The following is a 15,512-nucleotide window of genomic DNA, read 5'->3' as shown; positions in this document are numbered from 1 at the left end:
TCATCCGCCCCATCGGGGCAGGTCGGGCACGTCGATCCCGAACAGGTCCAGAGCCCGCCCGACCGTGTGCTCGACGATGTCGTCCACGCTCTCGGGCCGCAGGTAGAAGGCCGGAACCGGCGGCATGACGACGCCCCCGGACTCCGTCACGGCGGTCATCGCCCGCAGGTGCCCGAGCGTCAGCGGCGTCTCGCGGACCAGCAGCACCAGGCGGCGCCGTTCCTTCAGCGTCACGTCCGCGGCGCGGGTGAGCAGGTTGTCGCCGTTGGAGTAGGCGATGGCCGACAGGGTCCTGATGGAGCACGGCGCCACGACCATCCCGGCGGTCCGGAACGATCCGGAGGCGATCGCCGCACCGATGTCCGCCGGACGGTAGGAGACGTCTGCCATGGCCGCCAGGTCGCGGGCCGACAGGTCGATCTCGTAAGCGCGGGTCTGCTGCCCGGCGGGGGTGACCACCAGGTGCGTCTCGACCCCTGCCTTCCGCGCCAGTTCGAGCAGCCGCACGCCGTACGCGATCCCGGTCGCCCCGCTGATCCCCACGACGAGCCGAGCCGGTTCCATCGCGTCACCTCCCTGTCCACGGCCTGATCACCGAGCCCAGTGTCATCCGGGGCGCCGCGCCCGGTCCAAGACCGGTTACAGCACCTCGGGATACCCTCCGGGTATGGCGATCGATCTCCGTCTCATGCGCTACGTGATCGCCGTGGCCGACGAGGGCGGGTTCCAGCGCGCGGCGGAGCGGCTGATGATGGCGCAGCCGCCGTTGAGCCGGCAGATTCGCGACCTGGAGCGCGAGCTGGGCGTGACGCTCTTCCAGCGGCGACCGGCCGTTCACCTGACCGAGGCGGGACAGGTGTTCGTCGCCTCGGCGCGCAGGATCCTCGCCGAGACCGACCGGATGATCGAGCAGACCGTGTCGGCGGCGCGCGGCGAGGTCGGCTCTGTGCGCGTCGGCTACATCCACTCGGCGGTCTTCGACACCGTGCCGCAGCTGGTAGCCGCGATGGCGCGGTGCTGTCCCGGCGTCACGGTCGACGTCCACGAAGGCTGGAGCCCGGACCTGGACGCGGGTCTTTCGGCCGGCGAATACGACCTCGTACTCTCGCGCGATATCCCCGAGCGCCCGACCTATCTACGCGAGCTGCTACGTGCGGAACGACTTGTCGCAGTGGTCTGTGAAAGCCATCCCCTGGCCGAGCGCGGCGAGGTCGCGTTGCGGGAGTTCGCCGGACAACGGCTGTGCCATCCGGCACGGCGCCTGGCGCCCGGCCGCCACGACTTCATGATGAAGGCCTTGGAAGGGACCGGAGAGCGTTTCGAATACTGGGAGAGTCCGGTCCACGGCCTGGGCCACCTCGACCTGAGCGACAAGCGCAGCTTCGCGCTGGTGCCGGCGAGCGTGGCCGGCCGTGGACCGATCGGCACCGCGTCCGTCGCGATCAGCGACGAACTGCCCACGCTCGACCTACAGCTGGTGTGGCGGCGGGACAACGACTCCGCCGCGCTCGCGGTGCTGATCGGCGCCGCGCGGGATCTCGCGCGGCGCCGCAGCTGGTGCTAGACGTCGCGGGGTATGCACGAAGTCTGATACCGCGTTCGACGTTCGCGTGATCGCCCTGTCAGGAGTTGGAGTACACGCGGCCCGGGGTGATCAGGACGGCGGTGCGCCGCTCTTCGAGCATGACGCGGTCGTAGGTCGGCCAGTCGTCGTGGGTGCCGCCGGCCGCGGTGAAGATGGCGCGCAGGAGGAGTCGGAGGGCTTCGCCGTCGATGCCGGCGTAGGGGTCGTCCGGGCCGATGAGCTCGGCGGTTCCGTCGACGGTCGCCCACTCCCAGCCGGTGCGGGCGGTGAGGGTGGCGTGCGGCCTGGCGCGCAGGTGAGTCAGCTTCCTGCTGCCGCCGATCGCCACGTACGCGGCCACGTCGTGGCCGAGCGTGGGGTGGGCCAGCACCCCGGCGTTGACGAGGGAGGAGTGGATCGTCTGGTCCGCCCGCAGCGTGGAGGCGATGCACAGGCCGTGGTCGCCGGCGGCCACCCGGGCGAAGTCTGCGAGTTCTGTCACGTCTGGAGCCTAACGACGACGGTGGGTATCAGGGCGGGAGAACGGCGCCGACACGGATCGCCTAGACCTGCGTCGAGCCGACGTGCACGATCTCGCTCTGCCACTGTCCGCGCGGCTGCTGGTGCAGGGTCCAGTAGTGCTCGGCGACCAGGGCGGGATCGGAGTCCGTGCCCGCGACCATGTGGCAGTCGACGGTGACGGTCGCGACGTGCACGCCCGCGGGCCCGTACTCCTCGTCGAGGAGCTGAGTCAGGGCACGTACGCCCGCCTTGCCCAGCGACAGGCTCGTGTACCGGGCGTCCGGTCGCGGCATGCCGCCGGTGAGCAGGATCGTGCCGTGGCCCTGCCGTGCCATCTCCGGCGCGATGTGGGCCGCGCTCTGCAGGGCGCCGAGCACGTTCACCGTCCACGCTTGCTGGTGCTGCGCGATGTCCAGTTCGCCGGGGCGGTCCTGGCGGATGATCGCCGCGTTGTAGACGAGCACGTCGGGAACGCCGTACGCGGCCACGGCCGCGTCGAGGGCGGCGCGCAGGGCCGACTCGTCGGTGCTGTCGGCCTGCAGTGGCAGGGCTTTGAGACCCTCGCCGGTCAGCGAGTCGGCCAGGTCCAGGACGCGAGGGCTGCGCGCGACCAGTGCGACCGGCATGTCCTCGCGGGCGAACCGCCGCGCCACCGCGGCCCCGAGCCCCGGACCCGCACCGACAACGACTGCTCCTGCCATGGGAATCTCCTCATCTCGCCTCGTGTTGCGTGGCTCGACGTTAGGACCTGACATCCATGTGAAGTTCAAGGCTAGGTGACGGAGGTCACACGTGCAGATCGGGGAACTCGCGGACCGCACCGGGGTCGCGCAACGACTGCTGCGCTACTACGAGGAGCGCGGGCTGCTCACGCCGCGACGTACCGGAGCGGGCCACCGCACGTTCGAGGAGTCCGACGTACCGCGCGTCGAGATCATCCGGGCACTGCTCGCGGCCGGGCTGAACACGGCGACGATCCGGATCGTGCTGCCGTGCACCGAATACCAGGCCGGCCGGCTGGTGCCGACCTGCCTGGAGATGCTCACCCACCTGACCGGCGAGCAGGATCGGCAGGCGGCGTCCATCGCGCAGCTGGAGCGCTCGAAGGAGGCGATCGACGGCATTCTGGCCGCCGCACCGCCTGAGCTGGGCGATGCCGGTCGGCACGTGGCGCTGCACAATGCCTCGACGAGGACTCCGAACCCCTAGCCTTGCTGACATACAAACTAGTATGTATGTTGGGTTCATGACCGGAGGAACCAGCGACGCCCGCGACCGCCTGATCGAAGGAACCCGCCAGCTGCTGTGGGACCGCGGCTACGTCGGCACCAGCCCGACCGCGATCTGGAAGGCGGCCGGGGTCGGGCAGGGCAGCATGTACCACCACTTCGACGGCAAGCCGGATCTGGTGCTCGCCGCGGAGGAACGCGCGGCGAGCGAGATGCAGGATCAGGTGCGCCGAATCCTCTCCGGCGAGGGGCCGGCATACGACCGGATCGCCGCCTACCTGCTGAAGGAGCGCGACGCCCTGCGCGGATGCCCGATCGGGCGGCTGGCGGCGGATCCGGAGATCGCCGGCGACGCCACACTGCGCGAACCGGTGCGGGAGACCTTCGTCGTGCTGCACGAATGTCTGGTCGCGGCGATCGAGGAGGGCAAGGCCGGCGGCGAGTTCCGGGACGACCTGGACGCGGCCGGAATCTCCTACGCGCTCTCGGCGGTGATCCAGGGCGGATACACGCTCGCCCGGGCAGAAGGTTCGGTCGTTCCTTTCGACCGCGCCGTTCAGGGCGCACTGGAGCTGTTGCGGCTCGCCACTCACGAAGGCCGGTAGCACCCGGACCGATCAGCCCCGGTAGTACCGGGCCGATCGGCATGCCCGCCGCCGGACCACTTCTTGCTGAGGAGCGTCGTGTCGTCTCAGTCCTGTCTGACCACCGAACCGCCTGTCCCCCCGTCGGACGTCCGGCCCAGGACCCGGGCCCACGCCTGGGACGCGGGCCTTTTCGGGCTCTGTCTCGGCACCGCGTTGATCGTGATGGAAGCCAACGTGATGAACGTGGCCCTGCCGGTCGTCAGGACACGGATGCATGCCGATGCGGCCGCGGGGTTGTGGGTCGTGGACGCCTACACCCTCGTGCTCGCTGTGCTGCTGCTCACGTGCGGCCGCATCGGAGACCGCATCGGGGCGCGCAGGAGCTATCTGATCGGACTGGCGGTCTTCGCCGTCGCATCGGTGCTGTGCAGCCTGGCCGCCCGAGCGGACGAGCTGATCGCCTTCCGCGCCCTTCAGGGCCTGGGCGCCGCGCTGCTGGCCCCTGCTCCGCTGGCGCTGATCGCCCACAAGTACACCGAGCCGGCCGCCCGGGCCAGGGCCGTGTCGGTGTGGGTGAGCGTGGGAGGGATCGGATTCACCGTCGGCCCGCTTCTCAGCGGCCTGCTGGTGGACAGCCTCGGCTGGCGCAGCGTCTTCCTGCTCAACGTGCCCGTCGTGGCGATCACCGGATTCCTGGTTCGCCGGTACGTCGCGGAGGCGCCCAAGAGGACGGTCCCGTTCGACCTGTCCGGGCAACTGCTCGCGGTGATCGGCCTGGCGGCGATCGTCTACGGATTCGTCGAGACGAGCCTCACCGGCTGGGGATCCGTCACGGTATTGGGCCCGCTTCTCGTCGGCACGGCAGTACTCGTGGCCTTTGTCAGTGTGCAGCGAAGGCGCGGCCGGCACGGGGACGAGGTGCTGCTGCCGCCGAGCATCCTTTCTGCCCGCCCGGTCCTCGCAGGGCTGTTCAGCGGCGCGGTCTACAACTTCACGCTCTACGGCATGCTCCTCGTCTACACCTTCGTCTTCCAAAGCACCCGGCACTACTCCGCCATGCGCACCGGTGCGGCCTTCCTTCCCGTGACGCTGACCGCGATCGCCGTCAGCCTTCTCGGCGGTGGCGCCTTTGTGGCTCGACGCGGGCCGCGGACAGGGCTGTGCATCGGAATGGCGTTGTCCGGAACCGGTCTGGTGGTTCTCGCCCTCGTCCCTGGTAAGGCTCCGTACATAGCGATCGCCGCCGGGTTCGTCATATTCGCCCTGGGCCTCGGTGTGACGGCTGTGGCCCAGACGCTCGCGGTGATGTCGTACTCCGGTGCCGAGCACCGGAACGCGGCGTCCAGCTCCCTCAACGCCGCTCGGCAGACCGGCGGTGTGCTCGGCGTCGCGCTGCTCGGCGCGATCTCCTCCGCGGACCATTCCGCAGACCATTCCGCGGGCCCGTCCGCGGCTGTGGCCCTGGCCGCGATCGCCTGCCTCGCCGCGATCGTCGTCGCCTGGCGCAACCTGCCGGCGCGCAGGTCGCCTTCAGCCAGTCGCTGATTACCCCGCTTTCGCCCAGACAGGGAAACGTCTATGGACATCCACTACGACACGCTCATCGAAACCGCAGAAGCGATCCGAACGCGCCAGATCTCCCCCGTGGAGCTGACCCACATGATGCTTGACCGGATCGCGCTGGTGGACCCCCAGCTGCACTCTTATGCGACTGTCACCGCAGAACTCGCACTGGCCCAGGCGGCCCGCGCGGAAAAGGAGATCCTCGCGGGCCATTACCGCGGTCCCCTGCACGGAATTCCCATTGCGGTCAAAGACATCTTCGACACCGGCGGCATCGTGACCGCATCCGGCATGCCACTGCACGCCGAGCGCGTACCGGAGGCCGACGCCACCGTGGTCGCGCGCCTCGCCGACGCGGGATCCGTACTGCTCGGCAAGCTGCAGCTGACCGAAGGCGCGCTCGCGCATCACCACCCGGACATCACCTCGCCGAACAACCCGTGGAACACCGACTACTACGCCGGCGCGTCCTCAAGCGGTTCGGGCGTCGCGACGGCTGCCGGGCTGTGCTTCGGCGCTCTCGGCAGCGACACCGGGGGCTCGATCCGCTTCCCGGCGGCAGCGACCGGGCTCACCGGCCTCAAGCCGACGTGGGGCAGGGTGAGTCGGCACGGGATGACCCCGCTCGCGGAAAGCCTGGACCATGTCGGAACCCTGACACGGGCCGCCGCCGACGCCGGCGCGCTGCTCGGTGTCATCGCGGGTCCCGACCCGCTCGACCCCACGGCCCTCACCGCCGTGGTGCCGGACTACCTCGACGGGCTCGGGAGCGGGATCGCCGGCGTCCGGATCGGCATCGACACCCGCTACAACGAGACCGGCTGCGATCCCGCTGTCGTCGACGCGGTACGCGACGCCGCTCGGGTCTTGGAGAACCTGGGCGCCACGCTGCGAGAGGTATCGCTGCCGGACTACAGCGGAGTCGTCGCCCACTGGGGCTCGATCTGCGCCGTCGAGGCCGCGATCGCGCATGAAGCCACCTATCCCGCCGACGCCGCGCGATACGGCAGGCTCGCCGAAACCCTCGAAGCCGGACGCGCGGTGCAGGCGATGGACTTGATGCAGTGGCACTACGAACGCCTCGCCTTCACCGGCGCGCTCGCCACGCTCTTCCGCGACATCGATCTGCTGGTGATCCCGACGCAGCCGCGCGCCGACTTCACCTTGGCCGACGAAGCCGAGGAGTTCTCCACCGCCGAAGGACTCGCCCACTTCATCCGGTTCGCCACCCCCTTCGACATGTCCGGCAGCCCGACCATCACTCTCCCGGCCGGGTTCACCGACAAGGGTTTGCCGCTCTCGTTCCAGCTGGTTGCCAGGCACCTGGACGAACCTCTGCTGATCAGGGCCGGCGACGCCTACCAGCGGGCCACCGACTGGACCGAGCGCCACCCGATGTGAGCCCGGGCCGCCGGTGACAGATCGGACGGCCCCGACGGCCCCGCCGATCAGGCCGAGCACGCCTTCTGCACCATGGTGGCTAACACCGTCGGCTGCATGGTCTTCATGAAGGACTCGTCGCTCGCGGCAGAGGCGCCGGCGGCCGTGGAGCGGGCGGCGAACCGGAAAAGGCCCCAGTCCGCTGTCCAGGTTCGGGGCGCGGTGCAGCTGGAGAAGGCCACGTGGATCGTCGCGGTGCCGGTGCGGCCGGGGGTCAGGGCCAGGGGTGTGTCGGGGCTGGTGACGGTGATCTCCCGGGACTGGGCGATGATGCCGTCCACGCTCCACGATGACTCACCGGCGGTTGCGAAGGCGAAGGTGAGGTCGAAACCGAGGCCGGTGCCCACGGGGTGGGGACGTTGGGTGGTGTCGACGGAGACCACGTACACGTCGTTCGTCCCGGATCGGCAGTGTGCGGCTTGATCGTGGGAGAAACGGTCCCAGACGGCGCCGGCGAGGGGCACGTCGTAGCTGTGGCGCATGGTCGGGTCCTGCGGGGCGCCGACGCTGTAGCGGATCGTGAGCGGCAGGACGGCTATGGAGTCGCACTCGAACGGCAGCGTCATCGGCAGGGACCGTGCGCTGTCCGCGGCGATCGTTCCGGGTGGCCACGTCGAGGTGGTGCCGATGCGGGTGCCTGTGGCGTCGAAGACGTCCGCGGTCACGATGTCCAGCGGGGATGTGGCCCCGTTGGCCAGCTCCAGTCCCAGGACGGCGTTGCCGGCGCCGCTGTCGGACGTCAGCGTCGTCCCGGTGATGCGGACCATGGTGAGGTCGGCGTTCCCCGCGACGGACGTCGGCTGCGGGCTCGGAGTCGGGTGGTGGCTCCGTGGCGTGGGCCATGCGACGACCGTCAGGGCGGCCACGGCGGCCAGCGCCCCGGCGATGCGCACGCCGCGAGGCAGACGCCTGATATGCCAGGGCCGCCGGCCGTCGAGGCCGATGGTCTCGCGATCGGCGGCCGCGACGCGCGGGCCGTCACCGGGCAGCGCCGCGTCGTCGTCGACCAGCTCGACGACCAGCTCGGCGACGGGTTCGCTGGCGGGTTCGCCGGCGGCGGGGTCCGGCTCTCCGGTCGGGTCCGTCGGCCTCGTCGGGCGTTTCGATCCCATCGCCGCATTGTCCCGTCCGGAGGGGCCGGCCGCCAGGGATCCGCTCAGTAGTAGATGGGACCGAGCGCGCCGCCGCTGGCGATGAGCGGGTCGCCGTTGAGCGCCACGCTGAGCGGGCTGGCCAGGAACGCGACCACCGCGGCGACCTCGTCCGGGGTGACGATGCGGCCGATGGAGATGGTCGCGGCGAATTCGCGCTGGACCTCCTCGAGGGTCAGCCCGCGGGCCGCGGCGTTGGCCGCGAGGGCCTTGGTGCCGTTCTCGGTGCTGGTGGCGCCGGGGTGGACGACCGTGACGTTCACGCCCTGCGGGCCCAGTTCGTCGGCGAGGTTCTTAGTCAGCGCGGCGACCGCGACGTTGCGCACCGATCCGACAACCGAGCCGGTGCGGCTGGCGGCGGTGCCGCCGATGTTGATGATCCGGCCCCAGCCGCAGTCGACCATGCCGGGCGCGAACGACCTGGCGCAGCGCAGGTAGCCGCGCACCTTGACGTTGATCTCCTCCTCCAGCGCGGATTCCAGGATCACGCCGGGGTTGGTCCTGGCTGCGTTGTTGACCAGGATGTCCACGCCGCCCAGCCGCTCCTCGGCGGCCGCGGCCATGGCGGCCACCGAGGCGTCGTCGCCGGTGTCCGCCGCGATGCCGATCACGCGCGCGCCGGTGGCGGCGGCGAGCTTCGCCGCCTGCTCCTGCGCGACGCGGCCGTCGCGGCCGACGAGCGCGACGGCGGCCCCTTCCCGGGCCAGGGCCGTGCCCACCGCCAGGCCGATGCCCCGGCTGCCGCCGGTGACCACGGCCCGCTTGTCGTTCAGTTTCAGGTCCACGGTGGGTTTCTCCTTGGTGCGTCACGGTTTCGTCGGTTCACCAGATTCTCGCCCGGGACGGCCTCCCGCGCCCGGCGAGCCCCGGCCGACGTCAGTGCCAGTCCCACCGGATGCCGACGATGCCCGGCGGAACCGGGTCGACGTTGATGTGCACCGCGTGGTGGCCGGTCATCGGCAGCTCCTGCTCGACCGCGCCCCGGTACGCGAAGCAGGCGACCGGCAGCCGCGCCGCGTCGAAGCGGACCTGGAGCGCGTACTGCCCGGCGGGGAACCGGAACCCGCGGTGGAAGTCCCGGCACTCGACGGCGGCGCGATCCGTGACCGCGTAGCGGATCAGGTGGGTCTGGTCGGGGCGCAGCGTGAGGTCGAAGAGCAGCTCCGCGACCAGCAGGCCGGCCTCGGCGTCGCGGCGGACCCGGCCGACCCGGCAGTTCTCCAGCGCCTCGACCTCGATCCGGTCGATGTCGGCGCCGGGGTCGGCGTCGACGATGGCGACGTAGCGGTCGACGCCGTCCTGGTGGGCCCGCAGGATCTGGAAGTTCTCGCGGCGCGGCGAGCAGCCCTGGCCGTCGATCCAGACCTGTTCGTGCTGCGCGGCGATGTGGAGCTTGGTGTCGGCGACGGTGCCCAGGGACGCGAGCAGGTCCGTCAGCGCGGCCCAGGTCGGGAGGATGTGGCGGTACTCCCGGGAGCCGGCCGGCAGCCCCACGCCGTGTCCGCGCGGCCGGGGCGGTCCGAGCAGGACCAGCAGGGAGTCCGAGGGCAGCCCGAGGATGTCTTCCAGGACTGAGACGGCGCGCAGCGACGAGGGGCGCTCCGGACGGCGGCGGCCGTTCTGCCAGCAGCTCAGAGTCGCGATGCCGACCCGGACACCGCGTTCGGACAGACGGCGCTGCAGGCTGTCCAGCGAGAGGCCGCGCGCGGCGACGGCGGCCCGGAAGGCCTCGGCGAACGAGCCGGTGCGCAGGGCCGTCGCGGTGGTGGGCGAACCGGTGTGAATGTTCACAGTGAGACAGGCAACTGCGGTGTTCAGGAGGCTGTCAAGGTGTGCTGACCGGGGGTTCGCGCGGCGTTCACACCGGCGCGCGCTGTGAACGGCCGCCACTGCCTTCACCGTGTCGCCGTATCGGCCTCCTGAGTGCTGTTCTCGCTGGTCAGGGCGGACATACGCTCACGCCACCATCCACCCGGACGGACTCGAGAGGAGTCCCGCGTGTCCCCCACACCTCGCGCCAAGCGTCCCGGACGGTTGCGGTCCGCCGTGCTCGCGACAGCGGTGGCGTTGCTCACCGCCGTCGCGGTGCCGGCTTCGGCAGCCACCGCCAACCAGCTGAACCTGACCATGCAGTCCCAGCAGTACTCGAACTGGTGCTGGGCCGCCTCCGGCAACACCGTCGCCGCGTTCTACGGCTACGACTACTCGCAGAACCAGTTCTGCGACATGGCGTTCGGCAATTCGCTGAACGCCTCGTGCTCGAACTCGCAGGCGTCGCTGGCCGACGACCAGACCGCGTTCCAGCAGATCGGGATCTCGCCGGGGAACTACGTCACCGGCTACCTGTACTACTCGTCGATCATCCGCGAGATCGACGCCGGGCGGCCGGTGATGGCCCGGATCCAGTGGTCGTCGGGCGGCGGGCACATGGAGGTGCTCTACGGCTACGACCAGAGCCAGGGCTGGGTCTACTGGGGCGACCCGTGGCCGTCCGACGATCGCTACAACTGGGGCTCCTACAACTACTACGTGAGCAACGGTTCGTTCTCGTGGACGCACTCGCTCGACTACATCGGCGCGTGAGGAGGCAGCAGACAATGAGACTCGTCATGACCGCCGCGGTGGCAGCGATGACGTTCGCCATCGGCGGCGTCGCCCACGCCGGCACAGCCGCGGCCCCGGCTGTCCCCGCGGCCCCCTCCGCGACCGACGTCGCCGCCGCGCGCGACGCCGCGACCAACGCGCTCCCCACCGTCGGTGAGTTCTTCGCCTCCGGCGGCCGGAAGCCGCAGGGCGACGCCCGACAACTCGCCGCGGCGGCCGTCGCGGCGGCACCCCGCGTCGACAGCACGACCGTGCCGGTCTACTACCTCGCACCGGCCTTCGTCGCGGACGCCTCGTCCTCCGGGACGGCCACGCCGGTGGCCCAGCTGTCCTTCATGGCCACCGACACCGTGAGCGCGAGCGGTTCCCACGCGTCCGTGTGGACGGCGCGGGTCGGCTCGGCGGGCTGGAAGGTCGTCAACATCGCGTCCGGCTCGGACGAGACCGCGTACACAGCCCAGGCCGCACCGGGCGCCGCGGTCTTCGAGGAGCCGCAGATCGGCGCCTGGTACCAGGTGGCCGGCGGGCGCGTCCTGCCGCTGAACCAGACCGCGCGCGAGTCCGTCGGGAACGGCGTGTCGCTCGCGCGGTATCACCAACTGGTCCGCACCCGGTACGCCGACAAGATGCCCGGCAGCGCCTACGACAAGGCGGGGCGCGCGGGCGGGTTCCAGCCGCAGGCGCCGAGTGAGGGTTCGTCCACGAACACCGCTCCGCTCACCGCCGGCCTGGTACTGGTCGGGTTCGGAGCGGCTGGCGTCGGGGCCGTGGCCTGGCGCCGGTCGAGGGTACGGCGAGTCTGATCAGATTCTGATGCCGCTCGGCGCCCGTCCAGGGCGTCGGGCGGCAATGTCGGTTGTCGCGGCTTAGGTTGTCGCAGGGCTCAGTCCTCGGCCACCTGCGGCTCGCTCGCCTCGCCGTGCCCCTCCCCTGCCGCACCGCGCGTTGCCAGCCCTCTGATCTCGTGCGTCAGGCCGAACGCCGGTCCGCCGATCAGCTCCCAGGTGCGGGCGATGCCGACCAGGAAGAACACGATGACCAGGGTGGCCACGGTGTCCACCGCATTGGTGTCACCGGGCTTGGCGATGATGGCCAGGCCGTAGCAGAGCTGGAAGACGAACGCCGCGGCGAGGGTCGCCACGAAGACGACGTCGCGTCGGTACCGCCAGGTCAGGGCGTGGGCCCGGACCATCGAGATCGCCGAGCCGGCGACGAACATCAGGCCGATCACGGCCACGATCAGCGTCGTCCACCCGACCTTGGTCCCGGGCAGGATCGCGAACAGCGACACGGTCAGGGCGTTGGTGAAGGCGGTGAGCGTACCCGAGGCGCGCAACCGGTAGGTCCGGGCGTCGGCGTGGTTGGCGAGTCTGTCGCCGGAGACCGAGATCGCCACGAAGAGCAGGCCCACCAGCGCTCCGGCCACGCTCGCGGAGGTGGCGAAGAACTCGTGCAGGTCGGGGGGTGTCACCGGATGAGTTTATGGCGGCGGTTCACCAGTCCCGATCGGAAACGCGGATCCGGCCGGTCCGTTTGACCGAGCTGAGGATGGGGGTCACCTCCAGGGCGCGCACGTCGTCGAGGGCTCCGACGGTCTCGGTCAGCAGCGCGTACAGACCGTTGAGATCCTGAGCCGCGACGGCCACCAGCAGGTTGGTGGACCCGGTCGTCGCGGCGGAGAACCGGACCTGCGGGTGCCGGCTGAGGGCGCCGCCGATCGTCTCCGTGCGGCCCGGGCCGGTCGCGATCCACAGCAGCGCCTCGCTGGCGATGCCGAGCAGGCTGAGGTCGACTTCGCAGGCCAGGCGCACCATGTGGGCCGATACGAGGGTGTCCAGGCGGCGGCGCACCGTCGATGCCGAGGTGTCCAGAGCGGCCGCCAGTTCGCTGTAGCCGATGCGTCCGTCGACGGCCAGCCGGTCGATGAGGGCTTCGTCGAGCGGTTGGATCTCGGGCGCGTCGGTCGGGGTGTGAGCGTGCCGGGCCATGGCGTCGAACTGCTCGGCCGACAGCAGGCCGGCACTCCAGGTGAAGCCGGCGGGGAACACCTTCAACAGGTCGTAGGCCTCCCACGAGTGCACGTCGGCGGTGGCCGGCAGGTCCCGCAACAGCAGCGAGTTGCGCGCCTCGGGGCCGTCGAGGAACAGCACGCTGCTGATCTCGTTGCCGCCGCCGAGGATGTCGACCCATATCGTGTCCGGCCGGCGCGCCAGGCCCGCCGCGATCGCCTTGATGCGGCTCGGGCGGCAGCGGATCCGCAGGGCCGTCGGGATGATCCGGGGGAAGCGCGCGGGATTGCGGACCGCCGTGGGACGCAGCGTGCCGTCGTGCAGCAGCGGCGCGGCTCGGCGCACGATCGTGCGCTCGGAGAGGTCCAGGACCTCGGCGACGGTCCGCCACGACGCTCGCGGCGAGGCCATCAGGACGGCGGCGATCCGGCGATCCGTCTCATCCAGGGTGCGCATCGACTGTCTCACAATCACCAGCATTGAGATTCTGATGTCCTAAATCTCTCAGATCAGTTGCACTTCTCGCCGGTTTTCGGCGCCAGCGATACACAAGACGCACACCACCAGCGACCAGGAACATCGAGCAAGAAGGTGAGACGGATGACCATGACGAACCGCCCGCTCGTCGACACCGAGTCCGGCAGCGTCCAAGGCGTCGCCGAAGACGGAGTCGCCGCGTTCCGCGGCATCCCCTACGCGGCCTCGCCGGTCGGGGACCTGCGGTTCGCGGCTCCGCAGCGGCACCCGAAGTGGTCGGGTCCGCGCGACGCCTCGCGCCCCGGACCGTCCGTCCCGCAGGCCGCCTCCCGGCTCGAAGCGGTCATGGGACCGCGCGCCCGGGACTGGGACGAGGACGGCTCGCTCACCGTCAACGTCTGGACGCCACGGCTCCCCGGCAGCGGCAGCAGCGGCGGCGGCTCGGCCGCGCGTGCCCTGCCGGTGCTGGTGTGGTTCCACGGCGGCGGTTTCACCAGCGGATCCGGCGGCTGGGACTGGTACGACGGCCGGCACCTGGCCGCGTCCGGCGAGGCCGTCGTGGTCACCGCCAACTACCGCATCGGCCCGCTGGGCTACCTCCACCTGCCGGAGCTCGGCGTGGACAACCTCGGCGTGCAGGACCAGGGCGCGGTGCTCGCCTGGGTCGAGCGCAACATCGCCGGCTTCGGCGGAGACCCCGAGACGATCACGGTCGGCGGCCAGTCGGCCGGCGCCTTCTCGGCGCTGTACCTCGCGGTGTCGCCGGCCACGGGTCCGCTGGTCAAGCGCGTCGTCGCCCAGAGCGGCCCGTTCGGACTCGTGCCGCAGGACCCTGCCAGGGCGGCGGAGCACGCGCAGCGGTTCATCGAGATCCTGGGCCTGCGCGGCAGTCTCGATCTGCTCGCCGGGCTGCGCGCGATCTCGGCCGACCGCCTGCTGGCCGCCTACGGACAGCTCGCCGGGGAGCTGTCCCGGCCGGGCAACGTCGCGCCGCCGATGTTCCCGGTTCTCGGCGGCTCCGGGATTCCGGTGCGCTGGGAGCAGGCGCTGGCCGATGGCCGGCTGGACGGGAAGCAGCTCCTGACCGGGACCACCAGGAACGAGATGAGCTCGTTCTTCGCCTTCAACCCGCGGATCCAGGCGATGGACGCCGACCAGGCACGCGCGATGGTGGCCGGGCAGGCCGAGCACGGCGCCGACCGATACGACCGCGCCGCGGCCGGACGCCCGAACGCGAAGCCCGCCGACGTGCTCACCGAGGTCGAGACCGGGATCATGTTCCGCGACGGCACCCTGGCGGTTGCCGACCACCAGGCCGCGGCCGGCCACGCCACCTACGTCTACGAGTTCGACTACGTCCCGGCCGGCGACCCCGCGCACATCGGCGCCGCGCACTGTGCCGAACTCCCCTTCTTCTTCAACACCGTCGACGCCTATCCCGACGCCCCGATGCTCGGCACGCCGACCGCCGAGGTGCGCCGGCTCGCCGCGGAGTTCTCCGGCGCGGCGGCCGGCTTCGTCGCCACCGGGCGTCCCGCCGACGAGACGTGGCAGGCGTATGAATCCGCGGATCCGGCGACGATCCGGCACTTCGCCTGAGACGTGGGCGTCGTGCCGCGCGACCGGATCCGTGGCGGAAATACGACGCTCCGGCGAAGCAACGGAATGCCACGGACAAGGTCTTGAGGTCAGACCTCTGAACACCCCCGGGTACACCTTCGACCTGCGACGGACGCGTTGAACTTGCATCGCCCGCGACGCCGCCCGCGCCGTACAGTGGTCCCGCCGGTGGTCTCCACCGGTTGACGGAAAATGGGGGCGCGCGGTTCTCGCGCGCGCAGTGCGGAAGGGAACTTCATCATGCTTTCGAAGTACGGGGTAACGGGGCGCGGCGGCCGGCAGGCGGCCGTCGTGATGGGCGCGATCGGGCTGAGCCTGGCGGCGGCGCTGCCGGCGAACGCGTCCGCGCACACCGCCGATGCGGGATCCCACCTGCTGGGGCTCAGTGTGCAGAGCTACTCGACCTACGACCGCGTCATCCTCAATGTGAGCAGCATCCCGGGTTACACCGTGACGCCCACCGACGAGCTGACCCGGGACGGCTCGGGCAAGGACGTCACCCTGCCCAACTCCAACACCTACCTCAACGTCGAGCTGAACCCGTCGGACATCAGCGGCTTCAGCGGCCCGACCCAGATCACCACCGGTGACCCCGAGGTCGCGGCCGTGGCCGAGCTGACCTCCTTCGAGGGCTACACCCAGGTGGGCATCGGCCTGGACCACGCGTCCAGCTACACGGTCACCGTGCTCGACTCGACCCACCTGGCGATCGACGTCGCCCACTAGCGGCTCGTCCGCCGCGTCGC

17 protein-coding genes are annotated in these 15,512 nt (G+C 70.8%); 9 read left to right on the top strand and 8 right to left on the bottom strand.

What is annotated here, in order from left to right; translation table 11 throughout:
- Positions 1-564, bottom strand: a complete 564-nt coding sequence (locus ABH920_RS37315) for a UbiX family flavin prenyltransferase (protein WP_370353992.1) — start codon at positions 562-564, stop codon at positions 1-3.
- Between the two features lie 103 nt (positions 565-667).
- Here ABH920_RS37315 and ABH920_RS37310 point away from each other — a divergent pair, with 103 nt between their 5' ends.
- Positions 668-1,564, top strand: a complete 897-nt coding sequence (locus tag ABH920_RS37310; RefSeq protein ID WP_370353991.1) for a LysR substrate-binding domain-containing protein — start codon at positions 668-670, stop codon at positions 1,562-1,564.
- A gap of 58 nt (positions 1,565-1,622) precedes the next feature.
- Here ABH920_RS37310 and ABH920_RS37305 read toward each other — a convergent pair whose 3' ends face one another.
- Positions 1,623-2,066: a pyridoxamine 5'-phosphate oxidase family protein gene (locus ABH920_RS37305; protein WP_370353990.1), complete on the bottom strand. Its 444-nt coding sequence runs from the start codon at positions 2,064-2,066 to the stop codon at positions 1,623-1,625.
- 61 nt (positions 2,067-2,127) lie between these two features.
- The gene (locus tag ABH920_RS37300) at positions 2,128-2,787 is read right to left on the bottom strand and encodes an SDR family NAD(P)-dependent oxidoreductase (RefSeq protein WP_370353989.1); all 660 of its coding nucleotides are present in this window, start codon (positions 2,785-2,787) and stop codon (positions 2,128-2,130) included.
- A 91-nt stretch (positions 2,788-2,878) separates the two neighbouring features.
- On the opposite strand from ABH920_RS37300, the gene ABH920_RS37295 reads away from it, so the two are divergent.
- The 4 genes from ABH920_RS37295 (at position 2,879) to ABH920_RS37280 (ending at position 6,866) form a co-directional block, all read left to right on the top strand.
- Positions 2,879-3,295 carry a MerR family transcriptional regulator gene (locus ABH920_RS37295; RefSeq protein ID WP_370353988.1) on the top strand — a complete coding sequence of 139 codons (417 nt, stop codon included), beginning with the start codon at positions 2,879-2,881 and terminating at the stop codon, positions 3,293-3,295.
- A gap of 37 nt (positions 3,296-3,332) precedes the next feature.
- A complete protein-coding gene (locus ABH920_RS37290) occupies positions 3,333-3,920 on the top strand; it encodes a TetR/AcrR family transcriptional regulator (RefSeq protein WP_370353987.1) in 588 nt (195 codons plus the stop codon).
- A gap of 78 nt (positions 3,921-3,998) precedes the next feature.
- Positions 3,999-5,447, top strand: a complete 1,449-nt coding sequence (locus ABH920_RS37285; protein WP_370353986.1) for an MFS transporter — start codon at positions 3,999-4,001, stop codon at positions 5,445-5,447.
- 33 nt (positions 5,448-5,480) lie between these two features.
- Positions 5,481-6,866 (top strand): amidase, encoded by a 1,386-nt coding sequence (locus ABH920_RS37280; RefSeq protein WP_370353985.1) that lies wholly within the window; start codon positions 5,481-5,483, stop codon positions 6,864-6,866.
- Positions 6,867-6,913: 47 nt separating this feature from the next.
- Here the strand turns inward: ABH920_RS37280 and ABH920_RS37275 are convergent, their stop codons facing one another.
- From ABH920_RS37275 to ABH920_RS37265, 3 genes are all read right to left on the bottom strand, one after another.
- Positions 6,914-8,017, bottom strand: a complete 1,104-nt coding sequence (locus ABH920_RS37275; RefSeq protein WP_370353984.1) for a hypothetical protein — start codon at positions 8,015-8,017, stop codon at positions 6,914-6,916.
- Positions 8,018-8,061: 44 nt separating this feature from the next.
- Positions 8,062-8,841, bottom strand: a complete 780-nt coding sequence (locus tag ABH920_RS37270) for an SDR family NAD(P)-dependent oxidoreductase (RefSeq protein WP_370353982.1) — start codon at positions 8,839-8,841, stop codon at positions 8,062-8,064.
- A gap of 91 nt (positions 8,842-8,932) precedes the next feature.
- Positions 8,933-9,847 (bottom strand): hypothetical protein, encoded by a 915-nt coding sequence (locus tag ABH920_RS37265; RefSeq protein ID WP_370353981.1) that lies wholly within the window; start codon positions 9,845-9,847, stop codon positions 8,933-8,935.
- Positions 9,848-10,054: 207 nt separating this feature from the next.
- Between ABH920_RS37265 and ABH920_RS37260 the strand changes: the two genes are divergently transcribed.
- Together ABH920_RS37260 and ABH920_RS37255 are read left to right on the top strand one after the other, a co-directional pair.
- On the top strand, positions 10,055-10,639 hold the full coding sequence (locus tag ABH920_RS37260; RefSeq protein ID WP_370353980.1) for a papain-like cysteine protease family protein: 585 nt from the start codon (positions 10,055-10,057) through the stop codon (positions 10,637-10,639).
- A 14-nt stretch (positions 10,640-10,653) separates the two neighbouring features.
- Positions 10,654-11,463 carry a hypothetical protein gene (locus tag ABH920_RS37255; RefSeq protein ID WP_370353979.1) on the top strand — a complete coding sequence of 270 codons (810 nt, stop codon included), beginning with the start codon at positions 10,654-10,656 and terminating at the stop codon, positions 11,461-11,463.
- Between the two features lie 80 nt (positions 11,464-11,543).
- On the opposite strand, the gene ABH920_RS37250 is transcribed toward ABH920_RS37255, so the two are convergent.
- Together ABH920_RS37250 and ABH920_RS37245 are read right to left on the bottom strand one after the other, a co-directional pair.
- Positions 11,544-12,131, bottom strand: a complete 588-nt coding sequence (locus tag ABH920_RS37250; RefSeq protein ID WP_370353978.1) for a hypothetical protein — start codon at positions 12,129-12,131, stop codon at positions 11,544-11,546.
- Positions 12,132-12,153: 22 nt separating this feature from the next.
- A complete protein-coding gene (locus tag ABH920_RS37245; protein ID WP_370353977.1) occupies positions 12,154-13,125 on the bottom strand; it encodes an Lrp/AsnC family transcriptional regulator in 972 nt (323 codons plus the stop codon).
- Between the two features lie 144 nt (positions 13,126-13,269).
- Between ABH920_RS37245 and ABH920_RS37240 the strand changes: the two genes are divergently transcribed.
- Both ABH920_RS37240 and ABH920_RS37235 read left to right on the top strand, forming a co-directional pair.
- Positions 13,270-14,745 carry a carboxylesterase/lipase family protein gene (locus ABH920_RS37240; RefSeq protein ID WP_370353976.1) on the top strand — a complete coding sequence of 492 codons (1,476 nt, stop codon included), beginning with the start codon at positions 13,270-13,272 and terminating at the stop codon, positions 14,743-14,745.
- A gap of 261 nt (positions 14,746-15,006) precedes the next feature.
- Positions 15,007-15,492: a hypothetical protein gene (locus tag ABH920_RS37235; RefSeq protein WP_370353975.1), complete on the top strand. Its 486-nt coding sequence runs from the start codon at positions 15,007-15,009 to the stop codon at positions 15,490-15,492.
- The last annotated feature ends 20 nt before the right edge of the window (positions 15,493-15,512 follow it).

Source organism: Catenulispora sp. EB89 (genome assembly GCF_041261445.1).
Classification (GTDB): domain Bacteria; phylum Actinomycetota; class Actinomycetes; order Streptomycetales; family Catenulisporaceae; genus Catenulispora.
Note: the sequence above shows the minus strand (reverse complement) of the source record. Positions and strands in the feature narration are given on the sequence as shown.